Annotated in this window: 37 protein-coding genes; 36 read left to right on the forward strand and 1 reads right to left on the reverse strand. The window is 35.2% G+C overall.

The features are described 5' to 3' along the window. Nucleotide 1: 1 nt before the first annotated feature. On the reverse strand, nucleotides 2-1,663 hold the full coding sequence (locus ACMHJ2_RS02660; RefSeq protein ID WP_413511411.1) for a hypothetical protein: 1,662 nt from the start codon (nucleotides 1,661-1,663) through the stop codon (nucleotides 2-4). Nucleotides 1,664-1,846: 183 nt separating this feature from the next. Between ACMHJ2_RS02660 and rpsL the strand changes: the two genes are divergently transcribed. The 36 genes from rpsL to ACMHJ2_RS02840 all read left to right on the forward strand — a co-directional run bounded on the left by rpsL (nucleotide 1,847) and on the right by ACMHJ2_RS02840 (nucleotide 24,101). Beyond that, nucleotides 1,847-2,227 carry a 30S ribosomal protein S12 gene (gene rpsL / locus ACMHJ2_RS02665; RefSeq protein WP_002987523.1) on the forward strand — a complete coding sequence of 127 codons (381 nt, stop codon included), beginning with the start codon at nucleotides 1,847-1,849 and terminating at the stop codon, nucleotides 2,225-2,227. Between the two features lie 25 nt (nucleotides 2,228-2,252). Further along, complete coding sequence (gene rpsG, locus ACMHJ2_RS02670; RefSeq protein ID WP_413511412.1) at nucleotides 2,253-2,729, forward strand: 30S ribosomal protein S7; 477 nt, start codon at nucleotides 2,253-2,255, stop codon at nucleotides 2,727-2,729. A gap of 21 nt (nucleotides 2,730-2,750) precedes the next feature. Then, a complete protein-coding gene (gene fusA / locus ACMHJ2_RS02675) occupies nucleotides 2,751-4,886 on the forward strand; it encodes an elongation factor G (RefSeq protein WP_413511413.1) in 2,136 nt (711 codons plus the stop codon). Nucleotides 4,887-4,898: 12 nt separating this feature from the next. Then, nucleotides 4,899-5,204, forward strand: a complete 306-nt coding sequence (gene rpsJ / locus ACMHJ2_RS02680; protein WP_002987520.1) for a 30S ribosomal protein S10 — start codon at nucleotides 4,899-4,901, stop codon at nucleotides 5,202-5,204. Nucleotides 5,205-5,312: 108 nt separating this feature from the next. Next, a complete protein-coding gene (gene rplC, locus ACMHJ2_RS02685) occupies nucleotides 5,313-5,930 on the forward strand; it encodes a 50S ribosomal protein L3 (RefSeq protein ID WP_413511414.1) in 618 nt (205 codons plus the stop codon). Further along, nucleotides 5,930-6,559 (forward strand): 50S ribosomal protein L4, encoded by a 630-nt coding sequence (gene rplD / locus ACMHJ2_RS02690; protein WP_413511415.1) that lies wholly within the window; start codon nucleotides 5,930-5,932, stop codon nucleotides 6,557-6,559. The genes rplC and rplD overlap by 1 nt, the downstream gene beginning before the upstream one ends. Before the next feature lie 7 nt (nucleotides 6,560-6,566). Then, on the forward strand, nucleotides 6,567-6,857 hold the full coding sequence (gene rplW / locus ACMHJ2_RS02695) for a 50S ribosomal protein L23 (protein WP_413511416.1): 291 nt from the start codon (nucleotides 6,567-6,569) through the stop codon (nucleotides 6,855-6,857). Between the two features lie 6 nt (nucleotides 6,858-6,863). Then, entirely contained in the window at nucleotides 6,864-7,688 is an 825-nt protein-coding gene (gene rplB, locus ACMHJ2_RS02700; RefSeq protein ID WP_413511417.1) for a 50S ribosomal protein L2, read from the forward strand. 11 nt (nucleotides 7,689-7,699) lie between these two features. Then, nucleotides 7,700-7,978 carry a 30S ribosomal protein S19 gene (rpsS, locus tag ACMHJ2_RS02705; protein WP_002987514.1) on the forward strand — a complete coding sequence of 93 codons (279 nt, stop codon included), beginning with the start codon at nucleotides 7,700-7,702 and terminating at the stop codon, nucleotides 7,976-7,978. Between the two features lie 9 nt (nucleotides 7,979-7,987). Next, nucleotides 7,988-8,398: a 50S ribosomal protein L22 gene (rplV, locus tag ACMHJ2_RS02710; protein WP_413511418.1), complete on the forward strand. Its 411-nt coding sequence runs from the start codon at nucleotides 7,988-7,990 to the stop codon at nucleotides 8,396-8,398. Nucleotides 8,399-8,406: 8 nt separating this feature from the next. Beyond that, on the forward strand, nucleotides 8,407-9,129 hold the full coding sequence (rpsC, locus tag ACMHJ2_RS02715; protein ID WP_413511419.1) for a 30S ribosomal protein S3: 723 nt from the start codon (nucleotides 8,407-8,409) through the stop codon (nucleotides 9,127-9,129). A gap of 18 nt (nucleotides 9,130-9,147) precedes the next feature. Then, entirely contained in the window at nucleotides 9,148-9,567 is a 420-nt protein-coding gene (rplP, locus tag ACMHJ2_RS02720) for a 50S ribosomal protein L16 (protein WP_002987510.1), read from the forward strand. 12 nt (nucleotides 9,568-9,579) lie between these two features. Next, nucleotides 9,580-9,771 (forward strand): 50S ribosomal protein L29, encoded by a 192-nt coding sequence (rpmC, locus tag ACMHJ2_RS02725; protein ID WP_413511420.1) that lies wholly within the window; start codon nucleotides 9,580-9,582, stop codon nucleotides 9,769-9,771. 17 nt (nucleotides 9,772-9,788) lie between these two features. Then, on the forward strand, nucleotides 9,789-10,046 hold the full coding sequence (gene rpsQ / locus ACMHJ2_RS02730) for a 30S ribosomal protein S17 (RefSeq protein WP_413511421.1): 258 nt from the start codon (nucleotides 9,789-9,791) through the stop codon (nucleotides 10,044-10,046). 2 nt (nucleotides 10,047-10,048) lie between these two features. Further along, nucleotides 10,049-10,417 (forward strand): 50S ribosomal protein L14, encoded by a 369-nt coding sequence (gene rplN, locus ACMHJ2_RS02735; protein WP_158962481.1) that lies wholly within the window; start codon nucleotides 10,049-10,051, stop codon nucleotides 10,415-10,417. Between the two features lie 12 nt (nucleotides 10,418-10,429). After that, on the forward strand, nucleotides 10,430-10,747 hold the full coding sequence (gene rplX / locus ACMHJ2_RS02740; protein ID WP_413511422.1) for a 50S ribosomal protein L24: 318 nt from the start codon (nucleotides 10,430-10,432) through the stop codon (nucleotides 10,745-10,747). Nucleotides 10,748-10,749: 2 nt separating this feature from the next. Continuing rightward, nucleotides 10,750-11,301 (forward strand): 50S ribosomal protein L5, encoded by a 552-nt coding sequence (gene rplE / locus ACMHJ2_RS02745; protein ID WP_413511423.1) that lies wholly within the window; start codon nucleotides 10,750-10,752, stop codon nucleotides 11,299-11,301. A 5-nt stretch (nucleotides 11,302-11,306) separates the two neighbouring features. Next, nucleotides 11,307-11,576 (forward strand): 30S ribosomal protein S14, encoded by a 270-nt coding sequence (rpsN, locus tag ACMHJ2_RS02750; RefSeq protein ID WP_413511424.1) that lies wholly within the window; start codon nucleotides 11,307-11,309, stop codon nucleotides 11,574-11,576. A 22-nt stretch (nucleotides 11,577-11,598) separates the two neighbouring features. Beyond that, nucleotides 11,599-11,997: a 30S ribosomal protein S8 gene (gene rpsH / locus ACMHJ2_RS02755; RefSeq protein ID WP_002987500.1), complete on the forward strand. Its 399-nt coding sequence runs from the start codon at nucleotides 11,599-11,601 to the stop codon at nucleotides 11,995-11,997. 17 nt (nucleotides 11,998-12,014) lie between these two features. Then, the gene (gene rplF / locus ACMHJ2_RS02760) at nucleotides 12,015-12,557 is read left to right on the forward strand and encodes a 50S ribosomal protein L6 (protein ID WP_413511425.1); all 543 of its coding nucleotides are present in this window, start codon (nucleotides 12,015-12,017) and stop codon (nucleotides 12,555-12,557) included. An 11-nt stretch (nucleotides 12,558-12,568) separates the two neighbouring features. Next, entirely contained in the window at nucleotides 12,569-12,919 is a 351-nt protein-coding gene (gene rplR / locus ACMHJ2_RS02765) for a 50S ribosomal protein L18 (RefSeq protein ID WP_413511426.1), read from the forward strand. A 6-nt stretch (nucleotides 12,920-12,925) separates the two neighbouring features. Then, nucleotides 12,926-13,450 (forward strand): 30S ribosomal protein S5, encoded by a 525-nt coding sequence (rpsE, locus tag ACMHJ2_RS02770; protein ID WP_413511427.1) that lies wholly within the window; start codon nucleotides 12,926-12,928, stop codon nucleotides 13,448-13,450. Nucleotides 13,451-13,463: 13 nt separating this feature from the next. Further along, nucleotides 13,464-13,646 carry a 50S ribosomal protein L30 gene (gene rpmD, locus ACMHJ2_RS02775; RefSeq protein ID WP_413511428.1) on the forward strand — a complete coding sequence of 61 codons (183 nt, stop codon included), beginning with the start codon at nucleotides 13,464-13,466 and terminating at the stop codon, nucleotides 13,644-13,646. 12 nt (nucleotides 13,647-13,658) lie between these two features. Next, on the forward strand, nucleotides 13,659-14,111 hold the full coding sequence (gene rplO, locus ACMHJ2_RS02780; protein ID WP_413511429.1) for a 50S ribosomal protein L15: 453 nt from the start codon (nucleotides 13,659-13,661) through the stop codon (nucleotides 14,109-14,111). A 16-nt stretch (nucleotides 14,112-14,127) separates the two neighbouring features. After that, on the forward strand, nucleotides 14,128-15,474 hold the full coding sequence (gene secY, locus ACMHJ2_RS02785; RefSeq protein ID WP_413511430.1) for a preprotein translocase subunit SecY: 1,347 nt from the start codon (nucleotides 14,128-14,130) through the stop codon (nucleotides 15,472-15,474). Nucleotides 15,475-15,479: 5 nt separating this feature from the next. Continuing rightward, entirely contained in the window at nucleotides 15,480-15,695 is a 216-nt protein-coding gene (gene infA / locus ACMHJ2_RS02790) for a translation initiation factor IF-1 (protein WP_002987492.1), read from the forward strand. Between the two features lie 13 nt (nucleotides 15,696-15,708). Continuing rightward, entirely contained in the window at nucleotides 15,709-15,825 is a 117-nt protein-coding gene (ykgO, locus tag ACMHJ2_RS02795) for a type B 50S ribosomal protein L36 (RefSeq protein ID WP_002987490.1), read from the forward strand. A 2-nt stretch (nucleotides 15,826-15,827) separates the two neighbouring features. Then, nucleotides 15,828-16,202, forward strand: coding sequence for a 30S ribosomal protein S13 (rpsM, locus tag ACMHJ2_RS02800; protein ID WP_413511431.1), 375 nt, complete (start codon nucleotides 15,828-15,830; stop codon nucleotides 16,200-16,202). An 11-nt stretch (nucleotides 16,203-16,213) separates the two neighbouring features. Then, nucleotides 16,214-16,597: a 30S ribosomal protein S11 gene (gene rpsK / locus ACMHJ2_RS02805; protein ID WP_413511432.1), complete on the forward strand. Its 384-nt coding sequence runs from the start codon at nucleotides 16,214-16,216 to the stop codon at nucleotides 16,595-16,597. 86 nt (nucleotides 16,598-16,683) lie between these two features. Next, nucleotides 16,684-17,289 carry a 30S ribosomal protein S4 gene (rpsD, locus tag ACMHJ2_RS02810; protein ID WP_413511433.1) on the forward strand — a complete coding sequence of 202 codons (606 nt, stop codon included), beginning with the start codon at nucleotides 16,684-16,686 and terminating at the stop codon, nucleotides 17,287-17,289. A gap of 25 nt (nucleotides 17,290-17,314) precedes the next feature. Beyond that, on the forward strand, nucleotides 17,315-18,307 hold the full coding sequence (locus ACMHJ2_RS02815; RefSeq protein ID WP_413511434.1) for a DNA-directed RNA polymerase subunit alpha: 993 nt from the start codon (nucleotides 17,315-17,317) through the stop codon (nucleotides 18,305-18,307). Nucleotides 18,308-18,340: 33 nt separating this feature from the next. Beyond that, the gene (rplQ, locus tag ACMHJ2_RS02820) at nucleotides 18,341-18,826 is read left to right on the forward strand and encodes a 50S ribosomal protein L17 (RefSeq protein WP_413511435.1); all 486 of its coding nucleotides are present in this window, start codon (nucleotides 18,341-18,343) and stop codon (nucleotides 18,824-18,826) included. 101 nt (nucleotides 18,827-18,927) lie between these two features. After that, nucleotides 18,928-20,037, forward strand: a complete 1,110-nt coding sequence (carA, locus tag ACMHJ2_RS02825) for a glutamine-hydrolyzing carbamoyl-phosphate synthase small subunit (RefSeq protein WP_413511436.1) — start codon at nucleotides 18,928-18,930, stop codon at nucleotides 20,035-20,037. Nucleotides 20,038-20,149: 112 nt separating this feature from the next. Further along, complete coding sequence (eno, locus tag ACMHJ2_RS02830; protein ID WP_413511437.1) at nucleotides 20,150-21,439, forward strand: phosphopyruvate hydratase; 1,290 nt, start codon at nucleotides 20,150-20,152, stop codon at nucleotides 21,437-21,439. 286 nt (nucleotides 21,440-21,725) lie between these two features. Then, on the forward strand, nucleotides 21,726-23,009 hold the full coding sequence (locus tag ACMHJ2_RS02835; protein ID WP_413511438.1) for a citrate synthase: 1,284 nt from the start codon (nucleotides 21,726-21,728) through the stop codon (nucleotides 23,007-23,009). A 177-nt stretch (nucleotides 23,010-23,186) separates the two neighbouring features. Continuing rightward, the gene (locus tag ACMHJ2_RS02840) at nucleotides 23,187-24,101 is read left to right on the forward strand and encodes a dimethylarginine dimethylaminohydrolase family protein (RefSeq protein ID WP_413511439.1); all 915 of its coding nucleotides are present in this window, start codon (nucleotides 23,187-23,189) and stop codon (nucleotides 24,099-24,101) included. Nucleotide 24,102 lies beyond the last annotated feature (1 nt).

A 24,102-nucleotide genomic window follows, 5' to 3' on the forward strand; every position in this document is an offset into this window, starting at 1 on the left:
ACTAGAATAACGTCTTAAATCCAATGTGAATGGTTGTATTGTCAAATGAAAAAGGAATACCTGGCTGTTTTCCATTGGCAAAAGAAAGATTAAAATAACTTGACGAAGTAATAAAGCCTAATCCCATACCTATACTGTATAACGTGTTTTTTTGATCTAAGGGTTTGTATTCCTGAATTGCATAATCAAAAATGGTGTGTAGATATAAACTTGGGTGTACTAAAAAGCGATATTCTGTATTGAGTAAGTTCAATTGATTAGCAAGTAAACTGTTTTCCTGAAAGCCACGCAAAGAGTGAGTTCCTCCAAAGCGGTACAATTCATTGATTAAATAGTCCTTACTAAATAAAGAGTAATAGGTCCAATGGATATAGAAATAGTGTTTAGGAGCTAATTCAATATTCTTATAAGCCAGGAGTTGCAGAATGTATTGAGATTGCTTCTCCGATTCTGTTGTTCGATTTCCCGTGCCAACTAATAGATCCAACGAGTAGTTAACAGGAAACAAAGGCAGGTTTGACCTCTTTTTAAATAAGGTGTAATTGACAGTGAAAAATTTACTGTCAAAATTTTCCATGGCAGGTAATACACTGTTGGTGGTTGAAGAAGTACTTTGATAACCTACTTTGATATTTTGATTGTATTGAATAGCATAACCAACCTGCAAAGCAAGCTTGGTATTTTGAAAAATAGTATCTTGTTTTTGAATGTTTAGTTGAGTACTGAGGTTTAAAGGTGTATTAAAAAGATACACAAAAGAGGTTTTAAAATCAAACTGTGTTTGTTTATTCGCATCACTTCTCCAATACAATTGAAGCGATTCTCCTTTATTTAGTACGTTGTTTAAAGCCAGATCTAAGTAACCCGCTAAAGTAAACTTATCCTCTTCATTCGTACTAAATCCCATAAAACCATCAAAAGAATTTGTTTGCGCTTTATCTACATATAGATACAAGGTAGTTGCATCATCAGTAAATAAAGTTTCTGGCGTTTTGTATTGCGTCAAAAAGTCTAGTTCGCCTAGTGTTTGGGATAAATCTGTAACCAGTTGTTCACTATAGGGTTTGTTAATATAGCGCTTGGTCACCTGTTTAATTATCTTTTCCGGAACCTTCGTACTACTTTGTATCGCGATTTGGTTTAAAATCCTACTTTGTGCTAGGTTGAGATTTAAATCACAATATAAAAGATCATTTTGAATTCGGTGATTCGTTAATTGCAAGGTAGACATGCCTAATCCTTCTTGATCCAAACGTTGAGTGTATTGCTGTAAGATAGTGGCTAAGGATTCAAAGTCAATCGTTAAACTATCTTTTAGAAAGCCTATTTGTTTCTGTGTTGCTTGAGACAAGAGCGTATTGGATAAAATAATTTGGCGTATTGGATTTGCTAATTGATAAGTATACGTTATTGTATCCTGCTCTTGAGCTTTGTTTTTTGTAAAAGATAAATACCCTTTTTTGTAAAGCAATTGATCTACACTGTCAAGGGTTTGATACATAGATTGTAAGTCTGGATGCTGGCTTTTGTAAGCAATAGAACGAAGCAATTCACGCTCTTTTTCTTGGTTTGAAGTTAATTCAAGTGTCAGAAGTGCTTGTTGTCCATAACTGGAAAAGCACAAAAGAAAGAATGAAAAAAACAAGAGAATTATTTTGGACACTTCAGCTAATAATTTGGTTGTAAAGTAAAATAAAAAAAGTAAGAAGCTGAGACTTAAAGAATAAAATAAATAAATTACTTGAAAATAAATAAATTGTCTTTTGAAAAAAGAAAAAAACTTTATACATTTGCAACCCCGTATATAGTGGGGAATAATATATTGTAGAAATTATTAATAAACATTATGCCAACAATTCAACAATTAGTAAGAACAGGGAGAACCCAATTAACTAAGAAGAGTAAATCGGTTGCTTTGGATTCTTGTCCTCAAAGAAGAGGTGTTTGTACGCGTGTTTATACTACTACACCAAAAAAACCTAACTCTGCAATGCGTAAAGTTGCAAGGGTACGTTTGACAAATGGTAATGAAGTAAACGCTTACATCCCAGGAGAAGGACACAATTTACAAGAGCACTCGATAGTATTAGTTAGAGGTGGAAGGGTAAAAGATTTGCCAGGTGTTAGATATCATATCGTACGTGGAGCTTTGGATACTGCTGGAGTAAACGGTAGAACTCAAAGAAGATCTAAATATGGTGCAAAACGCCCTAAAGACAAAAAATAATCGTTTAAACGTTTAAGAAAAAGACATGAGAAAAAGACAGGCGAAAAAGAGACCTCTTTTACCAGATCCGAAATTTAATGATCAATTAGTGACGCGTTTTGTTAATAACTTAATGTGGGACGGTAAAAAGTCTACGGCTTTTAAAGTATTTTATGATGCTTTAGCAATCGTTGAAGAGAAAAAACAAGATGAAGAAAAATCTTCATTGGAGCTTTGGAAAGAGGCTTTAACTAATGTTATGCCACACGTAGAGGTTCGTTCTCGTCGTGTAGGTGGTGCTACATTCCAAATCCCTATGCAAATTCGTCCAGATAGAAAGATTTCTATGGCAATGAAATGGATGATTTTGTATGCGAGAAGAAGAAATGAAAAATCTATGGCTGCAAGATTAGCTTCTGAGATTTTAGCTGCGGCTAAAGAAGAAGGTGCTGCGGTTAAAAAGAGAATGGATACGCATAAAATGGCGGAAGCTAATAAAGCGTTCTCTCACTTTAGATTTTAATTCGTACAGAAACTATATACAATGGCAAGAGATTTAAAATATACAAGAAACATTGGTATCGCTGCTCACATCGATGCTGGTAAGACTACAACTACAGAGCGTATTTTGTTCTATACAGGTAAAAACCATAAAATGGGAGAAACTCACGAAGGGTCTTCTACAATGGACTGGATGGAGCAAGAAGCTGAGAGAGGTATTACTATTACTTCAGCAGCGACTACTTGTACTTGGAATTTTCCTACTAGTCAAGGTGAGAAGTTGCCTGAATCTATGGAGTACCACTTCAATATTATTGATACTCCAGGACACGTTGACTTCACTGTTGAGGTAAACCGTTCTTTACGTGTATTAGATGGATTAGTATTCTTATTTAGTGCAGTTGATGGTGTTGAGCCACAATCTGAAACTAACTGGAGACTAGCTGATAATTATAAAGTTCCACGTATGGGGTTCGTTAATAAAATGGACCGTCAAGGATCTAACTTCTTAATGGTTTGTCAGCAAGTTAAAGATATGTTGAAATCAAATGCAGTGCCAATCGTTTTACCAATTGGTGATGAAGCTGATTTTAAAGGTATCGTTGACTTAGTGAAAAACCGCGCAATTGTATGGCATGATGAAAATCATGGTTCTACTTTTGACGTTGTTGAAATCCCAGCAGATATGTTGGATGAGGTTAAACAATACAGAGGTCAATTAATCGAGGAGATTGCGGCGTATGACGAGAGTCTTCTTGAGAAATATATGGAAGATGAAAATTCAATCACTGAGGAAGAAGTGCATAAAGCGCTTCGTGCTGCTACATTAGATATGAGCATCATCCCAATGACTTGTGGTTCATCATTCAAAAACAAAGGAGTTCAGTTCATGTTAGATGCTGTTTGTCGTTACTTACCTTCTCCAATGGATAAGGAAGCTATAGAAGGAACAGATCCTGATACGGAAGAGCCAATTACACGTAAACCATCAGCTACAGAGCCTTTTGCTGCATTAGCATTTAAAATCGCTACAGATCCATTCGTGGGGCGTTTAGCTTTCTTTAGAGCTTATTCAGGACACTTAGATGCTGGTTCTTATGTTTTAAATACTCGTTCAGGTAACAAAGAGCGTATTTCTCGTATCTACCAAATGCATGCAAACAAACAAAATCCAATCGAATTTATTGAGGCTGGAGATATTGGTGCTGCTGTAGGATTTAAAGATATCAAAACTGGAGATACTTTATGTGATGAAAAACATCCAATCGTATTAGAAAGTATGGTATTCCCTGATCCAGTAATTGGTATCGCTATTGAACCAAAAACAAAAGCGGATATGGACAAAATGGGTACTGCTTTAGCTAAATTAGCAGAAGAGGATCCAACGTTCACAGTGAAAACAGATAAAGCTTCTGGACAGACAGTTATTTCTGGTATGGGAGAGTTACACTTAGATGTGTTAATCGATCGTATGAGACGTGAATTCAAAGTTGAAGTTAACCAAGGTGAGCCTCAAGTTGAATACAAAGAAACACTTACTCGTGATACACAACATAGAGAAGCTTATAAAAAGCAATCTGGTGGTCGTGGTAAATTTGCGGATATCGTGTTTAAAATTGGTCCAGCTGACGAGGTAGACGGTAAGCCATTCGTAGGTTTGCAGTTTGTTAATGAAGTTAAAGGTGGTAACGTACCAAAAGAATATATCCCTTCTGTAGAGAAAGGATTTAGAGAAGCGATGAAACAAGGGCCTTTAGCAGGTTTCGAAATGGATTCGATGAAAGTTACTTTAACAGATGGTTCTTACCACGCGGTTGACTCGGATGCATTGTCGTTCGAATTAGCAGCTAAAATGGGTTACAAAGCTGCTGCTAAAGCTGCTGGTGCTGTAATTCTTGAGCCAATCATGAAATTAGAGGTATTGACTCCTGAAGAAAACATGGGTGATATCGTTGGAGATTTGAACCGTCGTCGTGGACAAATCAACAATATGGATGATAGAAATGGAGCAAAAGTTGTTAAAGCTTCTGTGCCATTATCAGAAATGTTCGGATATGTAACTACATTGAGAACGTTATCGTCGGGTAGAGCTACTTCTACAATGGAGTTCTCTCACTACGCTGAAACACCATCAAATATTTCAGAGGCTGTAATCACTAAAGCAAAAGGAAACGCTTAATTTTAGAGTAAAATGAGTCAAAAAATCAGAATAAAATTAAAATCTTACGATCATATGTTGGTTGATAAATCAGCAGAGAAAATCGTAAAAACTGTAAAAAGTACAGGTGCAGTAGTAACAGGTCCAATTCCGTTACCAACTGATAAAAAAATCTTTACTGTTTTACGTTCACCACACGTAAACAAGAAAGCAAGAGAACAATTTGAAGTTAGTTCTTACAAAAGATTGTTAGATATTTATTCTTCTTCTTCTAAAACAATTGATGCTCTAATGAAATTAGAGTTACCAAGTGGAGTTGAAGTTGAGATTAAAGTGTGATAATCTGAAAGTAATTTCAAGATAATAAAGAGTAAGAGTTAAGTATTGAAGTGTAGACTTTAATACTTAATTCTTTAAAATAAGTTTAAATAATTTAATTAAATATTTATGTCTGGGTTAATTGGTAAAAAAATCGGCATGACTAGTATTTTCGACGAAAATGGAAAAAACATTCCATGTACAGTAATCGAAGTTGGTCCATGTGTCGTTACCCAAGTCAGAACCATAGAGGTTGACGGGTATGAAGCGTTACAACTTGGTTTCGATGACAAGACAGAGAAGAGCGCTACTAAAGCTGAGTTAGGTCACTTTAAGAAAGCGGGAACATCTGCAAAAAGAAAAGTCGTTGAAATTAAAGAATTCGCAAATGAGCACAAATTAGGTGATGTAATCACCGTTGATTTGTTCGCAGAAGGTGAGTTTGTAGACGTTCAAGGAGTGTCTAAAGGAAAAGGTTTCCAAGGGGTTGTTAAACGTCATGGTTTTGGCGGAGTAGGTCAAGTTACTCACGGTCAAAAAAACCGTTTAAGAGCGCCAGGTTCTGTAGGAGCTTCTTCTTATCCATCTAGAGTATTCAAAGGAATGCGCATGGGAGGAAGAATGGGAGGAGAAAATGTAACAGTACAAAATCTTAGAGTTTTAAAAGTAGTTGCTGATAAAAACTTACTTGTTGTAAAAGGAGCTATTCCAGGACACAAAAACTCTTATGTAATCATTCAGAAGTAATGGAAGTAAAAGTTTTAGATATTACAGGGAAAGATACTGGAAGAAAAGTTGAACTTTTAGATTCAGTATTTGGTATTGAGCCGAATAATCATGCAGTATATCTTGATGTTAAACAATATTTAGCAAATCAAAGACAAGGTACACACAAGTCAAAAGAAAGAGCTGAAATCTCAGGAAGTACGCGCAAGATTAAAAAGCAAAAAGGAACTGGAACGGCAAGAGCGGGAAGCATCAAGTCACCAGTATTCAGAGGAGGGGGTAGAGTTTTCGGGCCAAGACCAAGAAGCTATTCTTTCAAATTGAATAAGAACTTAAAACGTTTGGCTAGAAAATCAGCGTTTTCAATTAAGGTTCGTGAAGAGAACTTAATCGTTTTAGAAAACTTCAACTTCGAAGCACCAAACACTAAGAATTTTATTAGTGTATTGAAAGCTTTAGGGTTAGAAAATAAAAAATCTCTATTTGTGTTGGGTGAATCAAATAAAAATGTATATTTGTCATCACGCAATTTAGAGAAAGCTGCTGTTGTAACTAACTCAGAATTAAGTACTTACGCTATTTTGAACGCGGGAAGCTTAGTCTTGACAGAAGGATCTGTGGCTGGAATTGTTGAAAATTTAAGTAAATAATAGGAAGATGAGTGTTTTAATTAAGCCTATAATTACAGAAAAAGTAACAAAAGACGGCGAAATTTTTGGCCGTTATGGTTTCGTAGTTGATAGAAAAGCAAACAAAATTCAGATCAAAAAAGCAGTGGAAGCTACTTATGGTGTTAGTGTTGTTAATGTGAATACTATGAATTACGGTGCTAAACGTTCTGTTAAGTATACGAAAAGCGGTATGATTAACGCTAAAACTAATGCTTTCAAGAAAGCAATAGTTGAATTGAAAGAAGGAGATAATATAGACTTTTATTCAAATATCTAATAAATAATGTCAGTTAGAAAATTAAAACCTATTACCCCAGGTCAGCGTTTTAGAGTTGTAAATAGTTTTGACGCTATAACAACTGATAAGCCGGAGCGTAGTTTACTAGCACCGAAAAAAAAATCTGGAGGTAGAAATAGTCAAGGAAAAATGACCATGCGCTACACAGGTGGTGGTCATAAACAAAGATATCGTGTTATCGATTTCAAAAGAACAAAAGAAGGAGTACCTGCGGTTGTTAAAACAATCGAGTATGATCCAAACCGTTCAGCATTTATTTCACTACTTGCGTATGTGGATGGAGCTAAAACTTATGTTATTGCTCAAGCTGGTCTTAAAGTTGGACAAACTGTAGTTTCAGGACCTGATGCAGCACCAGAAGTTGGTAATGCTATGCCTTTAAGTAAAATTCCTTTAGGAACTGTTATTTCTTGTATTGAGTTACGTCCTGGACAAGGAGCAGTAATTGCTCGTTCAGCTGGTACTTTCGCACAATTAGTAGCAAGAGATGGTAAGTATGCAACGATTAAAATGCCTTCTGGTGAGGTGCGTTTAATCTTGTTAACTTGTATGGCTACTATTGGAGCTGTATCAAACCACGATCACCAATTAATCGTTTCTGGTAAAGCGGGTAGATCTAGATGGTTAGGTAGAAGACCAAGAACAAGAGCTGTAGCTATGAACCCGGTAGATCACCCAATGGGAGGTGGAGAAGGTCGTTCTTCTGGAGGACATCCACGTTCAAGAAACGGGATGCCTGCTAAAGGTTATAGAACTCGTTCTAAAGTTAAGTCGAGTAACAAGTATATCGTTGAACGTAGAAAGAAATAAAAGAGTAAAACATGGCACGTTCGTTAAAAAAAGGACCTTATGTTCACTTTAAATTAGAGAAGAAAGTTCTTAAAAATGTGGAGTCTGGAAATAAAGCTGTTATCAAAACTTGGTCAAGAGCTTCTATGATTACTCCAGATTTCGTTGGACAGACTATCGCAGTACATAATGGTCGTCAATTTGTTCCTGTTTATGTTACAGAGAACATGGTAGGACACAAGTTAGGGGAATTTTCACCAACAAGATCGTTTAGAGGTCACGCTGGTGCAAAGAATAAAGGTAAAAAATAATAAGAAGCTATGGGAGTTCGTAAAAGAGAAAGAGCTGAGCAAATTAAAGAAGCTAATAAGCAAATTGCTTTTGCCAAGCTAAACAATTGCCCTACTTCTCCAAGAAAAATGCGCTTAGTAGCGGATTTAGTAAGAGGACAGAAAGTAGAAAAAGCTCTAAATATATTAAAATTCAGTTCAAAAGACGCTTCTCGTAGTTTAGAGAAATTGCTTTTGTCTGCAATTGCAAACTGGCAAGCAAAAAACAGCGATGGAAACATAGAAGAAGCTGCGCTTTTTGTTAAAGAAATTAGAGTAGATGGAGGAATGATGTTGAAAAGACTTCGTCCTGCACCTCAAGGAAGAGCACACAGAATTAGAAAGCGTTCTAATCACGTTACAATCGTGTTAGGATCTAATAATAACACACAAAGCAATTAATAAACAGTATGGGACAAAAAACAAATCCGATCGGGAATCGCCTTGGTATTATTAGAGGGTGGGACTCAAACTGGTATGGTGGAAATGATTACGGTGATAAAATCGCTGAGGATTATAAAATCAGAAAGTATATCCATGCTCGTTTATCAAAAGCTAGTGTGTCTAAAGTAATCATTGAGAGAACTTTAAAACTTGTAACCGTTACTATCACTACTGCTAGACCTGGTATCATTATCGGAAAAGGTGGACAAGAGGTAGACAAGTTGAAAGAGGAATTGAAAAAGATTACAGATAAGGAAGTTCAAATCAATATCTTTGAAATTAAAAGACCTGAACTTGACGCGTTTTTAGTGGCTGCTAGTATCGCTCGTCAAATCGAAAACAGAATTTCTTACCGTAGAGCAATCCGTATGGCTATTGGTGCTGCGATGAGAATGAATGCAGAAGGGATCAAAGTTATGATTTCTGGTCGTTTGAATGGTGCTGAAATGGCACGTTCAGAATCATTCAAAGAAGGAAGAATTCCATTATCTACTTTCAGAGCTGACATCGATTATGCACTTACTGAAGCTCACACTACGTATGGTAGAATGGGAATCAAAGTGTGGATCATGAAAGGTGAAGTTTACGGTAAAAGAGATCTTTCTCCGTTAGCTGGTATGGATAAAAAACAATCCAAATCACCAGCAGGATCTAGTAAAGGTAGACCTAACCAACGCAAAAGAAAGTAATTTTTAAACTGAAGAAAAATGTTACAGCCTAAAAGAACAAAATACCGTAAGGTACAGAAAGGTAAGATGAAAGGGATTTCCCAAAGAGGGCATGAACTTTCAAATGGGATGTTCGGAATTAAATCTTTAGATTCAGCATTTATTACTTCTCGTCAAATCGAAGCTGCGCGTATTGCTGCAACTCGTTTTATGAAACGTGAAGGACAATTGTGGATCAAGATTTTCCCAGACAAGCCAATCACAAAGAAGCCTCTTGAAGTGCGTATGGGTAAGGGTAAAGGTGCAGTGGAATACTGGGTTGCTGTGGTAAAACCAGGAAAAATAATGTTTGAGGTTGGTGGTGTTCCACTATCTGTAGCAAAAGAAGCTTTACGCTTAGCTGCTCAAAAACTTCCTGTAAAAACAAAATTTATAATTGCTAGAGATTTCGAAGCATAATTTGAATTTATCATGAAACAATCTGAAATAGTAAGCCTATCTGTAGCTGATTTACAAGAGCAATTAAAAGCATTGACTAACGCATTAAATAGCTTAAAATCAACTCACGCAATTTCTCCAATAGAGAATCCTCTTCAAATCAGAAAGGTTAGAAGAACAATTGCTAGAGTTAATACTGAGCTAAGCAAAAGAGAGTTACAATAATTGTATTCTGCTGAAAGATGGAAAATAGAAAAGAAAGAAAAGAGAGAATAGGTGTTGTTACTAGTAACAAAATGGAGAAATCTATTGTTGTTTCTGTAGTAAAAAAAGTAAAACACCCATTATATGGAAAGTTCGTGAAGCAAACTAAAAAGTATGTGGCGCACGACGAAACGAACGACTGCAACATTGGTGATTCAGTTAGAATTATGGAGACTCGTCCATTATCTAAATCAAAATGTTGGAGATTAGTAGAAATTATTGAAAGAGCGAAATAATTATGGTACAACAAGAATCTAGACTTAAAGTAGCAGATAACACGGGAGCAAAAGAAGTTTTGACAATCCGTGTGTTAGGTGGAACAAAGCGTCGTTACGCTTCAGTAGGTGATAAAATCGTAGTAAGTATCAAAGATGCAACTCCAAATGGAAGTGTTAAAAAAGGTACGGTTTCTACAGCTGTGGTTGTTCGCACCAAAAAAGAGGTTAGAAGAGCTGATGGATCATACATTAGATTCGATGATAATGCTTGCGTATTGTTAAATGCTGCAGGTGAGATGAAAGGAACTCGTGTTTTTGGACCAGTAGCAAGAGAGCTTCGTGAAAGACAATTCATGAAAATTGTATCATTAGCACCTGAGGTGTTGTAATTCGTTCTAAAGATGATGAAGCTAAAGATAAAAACAGGTGATACTGTACGTGTTATCGCTGGAGATCACAAAGGATTAGAAGGCAAAATCGTACGTGTATTACGCGAAAAAAACAAAGCTATTGTTGAAGGATTAAACATGGTTTCAAAACATGTTAAGCCAAGTGCTACTAATCCTCAAGGTGGAATTGTGAAAAAAGAGGCTCCTATTCATATTTCTAATTTAGCGATCGTAGATCCTAAAACTAATGACGTTACGAAAGTAACTATGCAGAAGAATGAAAATGGAAAAAATGTAAGAGTTTCTAAAAAATCAAATCAAGTATTATAGTTATGGCTTATATACCAAGACTTAAAGAAGAATATAATAGCAGAGTGATCTCTGCTCTTAAAGAGGAGTTTGGATACAAGAACATTATGCAAGTTCCTAAACTTGAGAAAATTGTTGTTAGCCGTGGTGTTGGTGCAGCTGTATCTGATAAAAAATTAGTTGATTACGCAGTTGAGGAATTAACTAAAATTACAGGACAGAAAGCTGTAGCTACTATTTCTAAAAAGGACGTTGCTACGTTCAAATTGAGAAAAGGAATGCCAATTGGAGCTAAAGTTACTTTACGTGGTGAAAAAATGTATGAATTCCTAGATCGTCTAGTTACTTCTGCTTTACCACGTGTAAGAGATTTCTCTGGTATTAAATCTGATGGATTTGACGGTAGAGGAAACTATAACTTAGGTGTAACTGAGCAAATTATTTTCCCTGAAATCAATATTGATAAAGTAAACAAAATCGCTGGTTTTGATATTACGTTTGTAACATCTGCTGATACAGATAAGGAAGCAAAATCTTTACTAGTTGAATTAGGATTACCTTTTAAAAAGAATTAAGAGTTATGGCTAAAGAATCAATGAAAGCCCGTGAGGTAAAAAGACAAGCATTAGTAACTAAATATGCTGAAAAAAGAAAAGCTCTTTTGGAAGCGGGTGACTACGAAGGGTTACAAAAATTACCTAAAAATGCTTCTCCTGTGCGTTTACACAACAGATGTAAACTAACTGGAAGACCTAGAGGGTATATGCGTCAATTCGGTATTTCTCGTGTTACTTTCCGTGAGATGGCAAACCAAGGGTTGATACCAGGAGTTAAAAAGGCAAGTTGGTAATTAAGATTTAAAGGTAAAAACAATGTATACAGATCCAATAGCAGATTTCCTTACAAGAATTAGAAATGCTGTGCGTGCAAACCACAAAGTGGTAGAGATCCCAGCATCTAACTTCAAAAAAGAAATCACGAAAATTTTATTCGATCAAGGATATATCTTAAGCTATAAATTCGATGACAGTACTGTTCAAGGTACCATCAAAATAGCTTTGAAATACGACAAAGACACAAAAGAGTCTGTGATTAGAGATATCCAAAGAATTAGTAAACCAGGTTTGCGTAAATACGCTTCTGCAACTGACCTTCCAAGAATCTTAAATGGTTTAGGAATTGCTATCGTTTCCACATCAAAAGGTTTGATGACTGGAAAACAAGCAAAACAATTGAATGTTGGTGGAGAAGTAGTTTGTTACGTATACTAATTTAAAAAGACTAAGAAATGTCAAGAATAGGAAAAAGTCCGATAACAATTCCTGCTGGTGTAACAGTTGATGTTCAAGATGGCGTTATTGTTGTTAAAGGTAAATTAGGAGAGCTTACTCAGAAATTCGACACAGTTAGTGTTAAAGTTGAAGATAATCAAGTAGTTGTAGAAAGATCATCTGATTTAAAAGATGAGAGAGCTAAACACGGATTATACCGTAGTTTAATCAACAATATGATTGCTGGTGTTTCTGACGGATTTACTTTAACTTTAGAGTTCGTAGGGGTAGGATACCGTGCTTCAAACCAAGGGCAAAGGTTAGACTTAGCTTTAGGTTATTCTCACAACATCGTACTAGACGTCGCTCCAGAAGTTGTAGTTGAAACAATATCAGAAAAAGGAAAAAATCCTCTAGTAAAATTAACTTCTCATGACAAACAATTAGTGGGTCAAGTAGCTGCAAAAATTCGCTCTTTCCGTAAGCCAGAACCTTACAAAGGAAAAGGAATTAAATTTGTAGGTGAGGAATTAAGAAGAAAAGCAGGTAAATCAGCTTAAAAATTAAGACTATGTCATTAACAAAATCTGAAAGAAGACAACGTATAAAGTTCAGAATTAGAAAGACTGTTAGCGGAACTCCGACTAGAACAAGACTTTCTGTATTCAGAAGTAATAAAGAGATCTATGCACAAATCATAGATGACGTAAATGGAGTAACTTTAATTTCGGCATCGTCAAGAGAAGCTGGGATAACAAGAGGAACCAATGTTGAAACTGCTGCATCGGTTGGAAAACTAATCGCAGAGAAGGCTTTAAAAGCAGGTATCGAAACTGTATCTTTTGATAGAAACGGTTATTTATACCACGGACGTGTTAAATCATTAGCCGAAGGCGCTAGAGAAGCTGGATTAAAATTCTAATTAGTTATGTATCAAAATTATAAAAACGTAGAATTTGTAAAACCAAGCGGTCTTGATTTAAAAGATCGTTTGGTTAGTGTTAACCGTGTTACTAAAGTGACAAAAGGAGGAAGAGCTTTTGGTTTTTCTGCTGTTGTTGTAGTAGGTGACGAAAACGGTGTAGTGGGTCACGGTTTAGGTAAATCTAAAGATGTATCTGAAGCTATTGCTAAAGCAGTAGAGGATGCTAAGAAAAATTTGGTTAAAGTTCCATTAAACGGTCATACTATTCCTCATGAACAAAAAGGAAAATTCAGTGGAGCTCGCGTTTTATTGATCCCTGCATCATTAGGTACGGGAGTAATTGCTGGTGGTTCTGTGAGAGCGGTAGTTGAAGCTGTAGGAATTACAGATTTATTATCTAAGTCTCAAGGTTCTTCTAATCCACATAACGTGGTGAAAGCTACTTTCGATGCTTTATTACAATTGAGAAGTGCTTCTACTGTTGCAAAACAAAGAGGAATTTCTTTAGAAAAAGTATTTAAAGGTTAATTTGAGAGATATTATGTCAAAGATCAAAATAAAACAAGTAAGAAGCCAAATCAAATGTCCTCTTAATCAAAAGAGAACATTAGAGGCTTTAGGACTTCGTAAAATAGGACACGTAGTTGAACATGATGCTACTGAAGCTATTTTAGGAATGGTAAATAAAGTTCAACACTTAGTTTCTGTAGAAGAAATTAAATAACATTCGTGAAAGATGAATTTAAGTAATTTACAACCAGCAAACGGTTCAGTACACAATCAAAACAAACGTCTTGGTCGTGGTGAAGGTTCTGGAAAAGGAGGAACTTCTACAAAAGGACATAAAGGTGCTAAATCACGTTCAGGATATTCGAAAAAGATCGGATTTGAAGGAGGGCAGATGCCACTTCAAAGACGTGTTCCTAAATTCGGTTTCAAAAACATTAACAGAGTTGAGTACGCGGCAATCAATTTAGATGCTTTACAAGGTCTAGTTGATAGCGGAAAGATAACGGATACAGTAGATTTTTCTCAATTCGTAGATTTAGGATTAGTTACTAAAAACTGTTTAGTTAAAGTTTTAGGACGTGGAGAGCTAAAAGCAAAATTAAAAGTTTCTGCTCATAAATTTTCAGCTTCTGCCCTAGCAGCTATTGAAGCAGCAGGAGGAGAAGTTGTAACGTTATAAAATCTTAGTGAACAGGATGAAGAAGTTTTTTGAAACATTAGCCAGTATCTGGAAAATAGAAGAGTTAAAAAATAAAATCTTAATCACATTAGGACTATTGCTTGTGTACCGTTTCGGTACACAAGTAACTCTACCAGGTATTGATGCAACGAAATTGCAAGCGTTGACTGATCAAACGGATCAAGGAATCGGATGGTTAATTAACGTTTTTACAGGTGGTGCATTTGCACAGGCATCTGTTTTTGCTTTAGGTATTATGCCTTACATTTCTGCTTCCATTGTGGTGCAGCTGATGGGAATCGCGGTTCCTTATCTGCAAAAATTACAAAATGATGGAGAAAGCGGTAGAAAGAAAATGAATCAAATTACAAGATGGTTAACTATTGGTATTACCTTATTACAAGGGCCGAGTTACATCTATAACTTGTATGTGCAATTGCCGTCAGATGCATTTTTGCTAGGTTTTAATTCTTTCTCATTCTTGTTTTCTTCAGTAATGATTCTAACTGCGGGTACTATTTTTGCAATGTGGTTAGGTGAAAAGATTACTGATAAAGGGATTGGAAATGGTATTTCGTTATTAATTATGGTTGGTATTATTGCAAGACTTCCAATGTCTTTCATTCAAGAATTCCAATCGCGTATTACAGAAAATAACGGAGGACCAATGTTAGTTGTTATTGAAGTAATTTTATGGTTATTGATTATCGTTGCTTGTATCTATTTAACGCTAGCAGTACGAAGAATTCCAGTACAATACGCACGTAGAAGTGCATCTGGGACTTTTGATCAGTCTATGCTAGGAGGTAACCGTCAATGGATTCCTTTGAAACTAAATGCCTCAGGAGTTATGCCAATTATCTTTGCGCAAGCAATCATGTTTGTCCCTGCTGCTGTAGCCGGTTTATCAACTTCAGATACTGCAAAATCAATCAGTAATACATTCCATAATGTATTTGGTTGGGAGTATAATTTACTTTTTGCTTTATTAATCATTATTTTTACGTACTTTTACACCGCAATTACAGTACCTACTAATAAAATGGCTGATGATTTGAAGAGAAGTGGTGGTTTTATTCCAGGGGTTAAGCCTGGTTCAGAGACCGCAGATTTCTTAGATAGAATCATGTCATTGATTACTTTTCCAGGTTCTTTATATCTTGCTATCATAGCTGTATTTCCAGCGATTATTGTTAGTATTTTAGGAGTTCAACAAGGATGGGCAATGTTTTATGGTGGTACGTCACTATTGATTATGGTGAGTGTTGTAATTGATACAATCCAACAAGTGAATTCATATCTATTAAACAAACAGTATGATAGTATGATGACTAGTGGTAAAAATAGAAGAGCGACAGCTTAAATTTTATGGCAAAACAATCAGCGATAGAGCAAGACGGAGCAATAATTGAAGCATTGTCTAATGCAATGTTCCGCGTAGAATTAGAAAATGGTCACGTTGTGATTGCTCATATTTCAGGTAAAATGCGTATGCACTACATTAAGTTGTTACCTGGAGATAGAGTGAAACTCGAAATGAGTCCTTATGATTTGACCAAAGCAAGAATTACTTATAGATATTAAAGAGGCTATTCAAATGAAAGTAAGAGCATCAGTTAAAAAAAGAAGTGCCGAGTGCATCATAGTACGTAGAAAAGGTAGACTTTACGTTATTAATAAAAAGAATCCTAGATTTAAACAAAGACAAGGATAATTATGGCAAGAATCGCAGGGGTAGACATACCTAAATACAAAAGAGGAGTTATTGCTTTAACTTATATCTTCGGAATTGGTTCTAGTAGAGCTAAGGAAATTTTAGCAGTAGCTAAAGTAGACGAAGATAAGAAAGTGCAAGATTGGAATGATGAAGAGATCGGAGCAATCCGTGAAGCTGTAGGTCATTTCAAAATTGAAGGTGAGTTACGTTCAGAGATCTCATTAAACATCAAACGTTTAATGGATATTGGATGTTACAGAGGAATTCGTCACAGAACTGGACTTCCATTAAGAGGACAGAGAACGAAAAATAACTCAAGAACAAGAAAAGGTAAAAGAAAAACTGTTGCTAACAAGAAAAAAGCAACTAAATAATAAGTAGTAATATGGCTAAAGCGAATACAAAAAAGCGTAAAGTTGTTGTAGAAACAACAGGTGAAGCTCATATTAATGCAACATTCAACAATATCATTATTTCTTTGACTAATAAGAAAGGTGAAGTAATCTCTTGGTCGTCTGCAGGTAAAATGGGATTCAGAGGTTCTAAAAAGAACACTCCTTATGCTGCTCAGATGGCTGCTGAAGATTGTGGTAGAGTTGCACTAGAAGCAGGATTGAAAAAAGTTAAAGTTTATGTAAAAGGTCCAGGTAATGGAAGAGAATCTGCAATCAGATCTTTACATAACAACGGAATTGAAGTAACCGAGATTATCGATATTACTCCAATCCCTCACAACGGATGTCGTCCTCCTAAGAGAAGAAGAGTTTAATTTTATAGTATAACCAAAGGTAGGATAGATTATCGGAGGAAAGTGACCTGAATTCATAATCCCTACCTTTATTATTTTTTTTAAAAATGGCAAGATATACTGGTCCACAAACAAAAATCGCTCGTAAATTCGGCGAAGCTATTTTCGGAGAAGACAAATCATTCGAAAAAAGAAATTACCCTCCAGGACAACACGGATTAGCTAAGAAAAGAGCTAAAAAATCTGAATATGCTGTTCAGTTAATGGAGAAACAAAAAGCAAAATACACATACGGTATCTTAGAAAAACAATTCCGTAACATTTACAAGAAAGCTGCGGCTGCTCGTGGAGTTACTGGTGAGGTTTTGATCCAATTGTGTGAATCGAGATTAGATAACGTAGTTTACAGAATGGGTATTGCTCCTTCTCGTAGAGCTGCACGTCAAGTAGTTTCTCACAGACATATCACTGTTAATGGTGAATTAGTAAATATTCCTTCTTACCAATTAAAAGCAGGTGATATTGTTGCTGTTCGTGAAAAATCTAAATCTTTAGAAGTTATCGAACGTTCGTTATCTAATTCTAGTTCTGTTTATGAATGGATTACTTGGAATCCTGAAACTTTAGTAGGTACTTTCGTTGCTGTACCTCAAAGACTTCAAGTTCCAGAAAATATCAAAGAACAGTTAATCGTAGAGTTGTACAACAAATAATAATTGACATTCAGTCGAAACAAATATGGCAATATTTAATTTTCAAAAGCCCGATAAAGTTATCATGATTGATTCGACCGATTTTAGAGGTAAATTCGAATTTAGACCTTTAGAACCGGGATATGGATTGACTATTGGTAATGCATTGAGAAGAGTTCTTCTGTCTTCGTTAGAGGGGTATGCTATTACTTCAGTACGTATCGAAGGAGTTGATCACGAATTTTCTACTATCGCTGGTGTTGTGGAAGATGTTACGGAAATTATCCTTAATCTGAAACAAGTGCGTTTTAAACGTCAAGTAGAAGATGTTGATAGTGAATCTGTAAGTATCACTTTTTCTGGGAAAGAACAAATGACCGCTGGAGATTTCCAGAAGTATATTTCTAATTTCCAAGTATTAAATTCAGATTTAGTTATATTTAATTGCGAAAGCAGTGTAAATATTACTATGGATTTAACTATTGAGAAAGGAAGAGGATATGTTGCTGCAGAGGAAAATAGAAAACCTAATGCACCAATTGGAACAATCTTCACTGATTCAATTTATACGCCAGTTAAGAACGTTAAGTATGCTATAGAGAATTACCGTGTGGAACAAAAAACTGACTATGAAAAGTTAGTGTTTGATATCATTACAGACGGTTCTATTCATCCAAAAGACGCCTTAACGGAAGCAGCTAAAACATTGATTCATCATTTTATGCTGTTCTCAGACGAGAGAATTACTTTAGAGGCTGATGAAATTGCTCAAACTGAATCATATGATGAAGAATCATTGCATATGAGACAGCTTCTAAAAACTAAATTGGTAGATTTAGATCTTTCAGTTCGAGCGTTAAATTGTTTAAAGGCGGCTGAAGTAGATACATTAGGAGATTTAGTATCTTTCAACAAAAACGATTTGATGAAATTTAGAAACTTCGGTAAGAAGTCTTTATCTGAATTAGAAGAATTGGTAGCTGTGAAAGGATTAAATTTTGGTATGGATCTATCAAAATACAAATTAGATAAAGAATAATCTAGACCGCTAAAGTCTAAAGTCGATAACGCAATGAGACACGGAAAAAAAATAAATCACTTAGGTAGAAAGGCAGGACATAGAAATTCTATGTTAGCTAATATGGCTTGTTCTCTAATTGAACACAAGCGTATCAATACTACTGTAGCAAAAGCGAAAGCATTAAAACAATATATTGAACCATTAGTAACAAAATCAAAATCGGATGATACACATAATCGCCGTGTTGTTTTCTCTTACTTAAGAAGTAAAGAAGCTGTTACTGAATTGTTCAGAGAGGTTGCTCAAAAAGTGGGTGATCGCCCAGGAGGATACACACGTATCATCAAATTAGGTAACCGTTTAGGAGATAACGCTGATATGGCTATGATTGAATTCGTTGATTTCAACGAAATTTACAACATTGCTAAGAAAGATGCGAAGAAAACAACGCGTAGAGGTAGAAAAAAAGCTACTGATACTGTTGATGCTCCTCAAGCTGAAGCTGCTACTACAAATGAAACAGAAACAAATGAATAATCATTCATTACATATGTTTTCTTTATAAAATTAAAAGGACATTCTTTTTAGAATGTCCTTTTTTTTGCTTTATTTTTGCACCACTACAATACAACTTACACATGGAATATAAAAGAAAAGAAGACGGTATCATTGTTTTGGCAGATGGCACCGTTTTTTATGGAAAATCAATTGGTATTAAAGGAACCGCTTTTGGTGAAATTTGCTTTAATACAGGAATGACTGGTTATCAAGAAATATTTACTGATCCATCTTATTATGGACAGATTATGCTTGCTACAAATGCTCATATTGGAAACTACGGTGTTAATGCTGATGAAGTAGATTCTGATGGTATTAAAATAGCAGGATTGGTATGTAAGAATTTTAGTTATGAATATTCCCGTCCAGATGCGGATGGTAGTTTATATGATTATCTTGAAGCACACCAGTTAGTAGCTATTTCTGATGTTGATACAAGAGCTTTAACAGCTTATATTCGTGACAATGGAGCAATGAATGCTGTATTGTGTTCAGATGGAAAAACAGTAGAAGAACTAAAAGCACTTCTAAAAGAAGTTCCTTCTATGGAAGGATTGGAGTTATCTTCTGTGGTTTCTACAAAAGAACCTTATTTTTTTGGTAATCCTGAGAGCAAATACCGTGTAGCTGTTTTAGATTTTGGAATCAAAACAAATATTTTACGTTGTTTGGATGAACGCAATTGTTATGTACAAGTTTTTCCTTATAATAGCACGTATGAAGATTTGCTTGCCTTCAACCCTCAAGGTATATTTTTATCGAATGGTCCTGGTGATCCAAAAGCTTTAGCTGATAAGGGAATACTAGAGGTAGTGAAAAATGTAGTGGAAGGACATTTACCTGTATTTGGTATCTGTTTGGGACATCAATTAATTTGCCTATCTCAAGGTGTAGGCACGTACAAAATGTTTAGTGGACATAGAGGGGTTAATCATCCTGTTTTAAATCTAATTACCGGGAAAGGAGAAATTACATCTCAAAATCACGGTTTTGCAGTTAGTAAAGAAGCTTTGGCAAATCATCCAACTTTGGAGATTTCTCACTTGCATTTAAACGATGATACGGTTGCTGGTGTAAGAATGAAAAACAAACCTGTTTTCTCTGTTCAATATCACCCAGAGTCTAGCCCAGGTCCACACGATTCAAGATATTTATTCGACGATTTCGTTGCAAATATGAGTCAGAATTAAATACCTAATACAACAAAAAAAGTTTTTGAAAAAGTTTAATTACACAACCTTAATAGTCACTAACAAAATTGTAAATGGAGTTAAGGACTAAATAATAACACACACTTTAATTATGAGTACAATTTTAAGCGTTTATGCACGTCAGATTTTAGATTCTAGAGGTAATCCAACTGTTGAAGTTGATGTGATTACTAGTAACGGTAGTTTAGGTAGAGCCGCTGTTCCTTCAGGAGCATCTACTGGTGAACACGAAGCTGTGGAATTAAGAGATGGAGGACAAGCTTTTATGGGTAAGGGCGTTTTAAAAGCAGTTGAGAATGTTAATACAAGTATTGCTGAACATATTATAGGATTGAGCGTATTTGAACAAAATTATATTGATCAATTGATGATTGATTTAGATGGGACTGCAAATAAAGGTAATTTAGGTGCTAATGCAATTTTAGGCGTTTCTTTAGCGGTAGCTAAAGCAGCAGCCGCAGAGTTAGGGATGCCTTTATATCGCTACGTAGGAGGTGTTTCTGCCAATACATTACCTGTACCTATGATGAATATTATTAATGGCGGATCTCACTCAGATGCTCCTATTGCATTTCAAGAATTCATGATTATGCCTGTGAAAGCAATTACTTTTTCGCATGCAATGCAAATGGGAACAGAAATTTTCCATCATTTAAAAAAGGTATTACACGATAGACAATTAAGTACTGCAGTAGGTGATGAAGGCGGATTTGCTCCAACTTTAAAAGGAACAGAGGATGCTTTGGATTCTATTAAAGTTGCAGTTGAAAATGCAGGCTACCGTTTTGGAGATGAAATTATGCTTGCTTTGGATTGTGCTGCTTCTGAATTTTATGTAGATGGTAAATACGATTATACAAAATTTGAAGGTAATTTAGGAAAAGTACGTACCTCAGAAGAACAAGCTGATTATCTAGCTGAACTAGCCGCTAAATATCCTATTATCTCTATTGAGGATGGAATGCAAGAAGATGATTGGGAAGGATGGAAATACTTAACGGATAAAATTGGAGATAAAGTACAATTAGTAGGGGATGATTTATTCGTTACAAATGTTACCCGTTTAGAAAGAGGAATCAATGAAGGTATCGGAAACTCTATTTTGATTAAAGTAAATCAAATCGGAACACTTACAGAAACAATTGCAGCTGTTAACATGGCAAAGAACGCTGGATATACATCCGTTATGTCGCATCGCTCTGGAGAAACCGAAGACAGTACAATTGCTGATTTGGCAGTGGCTTTGAATTGTGGTCAAATTAAAACCGGTTCTGCATCGCGTTCAGATAGAATGGCAAAATATAACCAATTGCTTCGTATTGAAGAGGAATTGGGGGATGTTGCTTATTATCCGCAAGAAAAAGCATTTAAAATTAATTAATTTTATTAAATTGATAAAAAAGCCTCAACCTATTTAGTTGAGGCTTTTTTTGTAAAAAATATGATTATTTATTAATATTTTAATAGTATATTGTTTGAAGGAATATAATTGTATTTAACAAAATATGGATATGAAAATAGTATTCAAAATCTTGTGAATCAAGGATTATTATTAGCTTTTATATCTTGTATCTAAGTTTAATATTTCATATCTTTCCAACAGTAAAAACAAACTTTTAATGTTTGATTTATAAAATAATAAGTAAAGAAAAATAAAAAATAACAATATGTCTAAAACAGCTTTTATTGAAGTTGATGGTCAGAGACATGAACTACCAGTATTAGTTGGTACTGAAAACGAAGTAGCAATTGATATCTTAAAATTACGTGCATTAACAGGGGCTATCACTTTAGATCCAGGATATAAAAATTCTGGTTCATGCCAAAGTGCAATTACTTTCTTAGATGGAGAACAAGGGATTTTAAGATATAGAGGTTATTCAATCGAGGACCTTGCTTCTAAATCTAACTTTTTAGAAGTTTCTTATTTAATTATTTTCGGAGAGTTACCTACACCAGCAGTATTAACTCAGTTTGAAAATGATATTCGCAAATATTCTTTAGTTAATGAAGAAATGAAGAATATTATTGATGGATTTCCGAAAACGGCACATCCAATGGGTGTATTAGCTTCTTTAACGAGTGCTTTAACTGCGTTCAATCCAAAAGTAGTTGATACAGATTGTGAGAAAAGTTTATACGAAGCTGTTTGTAAAACAATGAGTAAGTTTTTAGTCATTGCTACATGGACATATAGAAAAGCAAAAGGATATCCTTTAAATTACTATAATAACACAAAAAGTTATGTAGATAATTTCTTGAATTTAATGTTTGCCTTACCAACGGAGCCTTACGAAATTGATCCAATTATCAAAAATGCAATCGATAAATTATTCATTTTACATGCAGATCACGAACAAAACTGTTCTACTGCAACGGTAAGAATGGTAGGGTCGTCTCATGCTGGATTATTTGCTTCAATCTCTGCAGGTGTTTCTGCTTTATGGGGACCTCTTCACGGGGGTGCTAATCAAGCGGTGCTTGAAATGTTAGAAGCAATCCAAAATGATGGAGGCGATGTTTCTAAATACCTTGCTAAAGCAAAAGATAAAGAAGATCCATTTAGATTGATGGGATTCGGTCACCGCGTTTACAAAAATTTCGATCCAAGAGCGCGTATCATTAAAAAAGCGGCAGATGAAGTATTGGCGAAATTAGGCGTTGATGATCCTGTTTTAGATATCGCTAAACAATTGGAAGAAGCAGCATTAAAAGATCCTTATTTCGTAGATCGTCATTTATATCCAAACGTAGATTTCTATTCGGGAATTATTTACAGAGCCTTAGGTATTCCAACTGAAATGTTTACTGTAATGTTTGCAATAGGTCGTTTACCAGGATGGATTGCACAATGGAAAGAAATGAGAATCAACAAAGAACCTATTGGACGTCCACGTCAATTGTATGTAGGTGAACCTTTAAGAGAATTTGTTCCAGCAAACGAAAGATAATAACTCCATATAGGAGAAGTGAAAATAGAAAAGGGAGATAAGTATAACTCATCTCCCTTTTTCATTTATGGACTTCACTCATCATCCATCACCTTTCACTGTCACCAAAAGAATATTTATAAACCGCGTGGTTATTATCCATTTGGGTTTTCTTATATTTGTACAAAATGACAGCATATGTTACAATTGAATGTAAAAAATGAAACCTCTCGTTTGCGGGCTGTGGTCCTAGGCACTGCCGTTAGTAATGGACCCACACCTACAATTGAAGAAGCCTATGATCCTAAATCACTAGAGCATATTAAAGCGGGAACTTACCCTATCGAAAAAGATATGGTGCTTGAAATGGAAGCTTTTAATCAAGTTTTTGAAAAATATCAGGTAAAAGTATACCGACCAGAAATCATTGAAGATTATAATCAAATTTTTACTCGTGACATTGGATTCGTCATAGATAATAAATTTATCAAAGCCAATATACTTCCCGATCGAGATAGAGAATTAACTGCTATAAATTACGTTTTAGACCAAATAAATCCAAACGATATTATATGCGCACCAGAGGAAATGCATTTCGAGGGTGGGGATGTAATGTTGTGGGATGATCATGTTTTTATTGGATCCTATAAACGCCCAGATTATAGCAATTATATAACAGCTCGCACTAATGAATTTGGCGTTGAGTTTATTCGCGAATTATTTCCAAATAAAATAATTAAGAGTTTTGATTTGGTGAAGTCAAAAGTTGAGCCAAGAGACAATGCTCTGCATTTAGACTGTTGTTTTCAACCCGTTGGAACCGATAAAGCTATTATTTATAAAGGTGGTTTTTATGATGAAAAGGAATATCAATATTTAGTAGATATCTTTGGAGAGGCGAATTTATTTCAAATTACCAGAGAAGAAATGTATCACATGAATTCAAATATCTTTTCGATTGCCCCAGATGTTGTCGTTTCTGAAAGAAATTTTACCCGTTTGAATAATTGGCTAAGAAGTCATAATATAACAGTAGAAGAAATCCCATATGCTGAAATTTCAAAACAAGAAGGCTTATTGAGATGTTCTACTTTACCTTTAATAAGAGATTAAT

Source organism: Myroides odoratus, from assembly GCF_965118575.1.
Classification (GTDB): domain Bacteria; phylum Bacteroidota; class Bacteroidia; order Flavobacteriales; family Flavobacteriaceae; genus Flavobacterium; species Flavobacterium odoratum_B.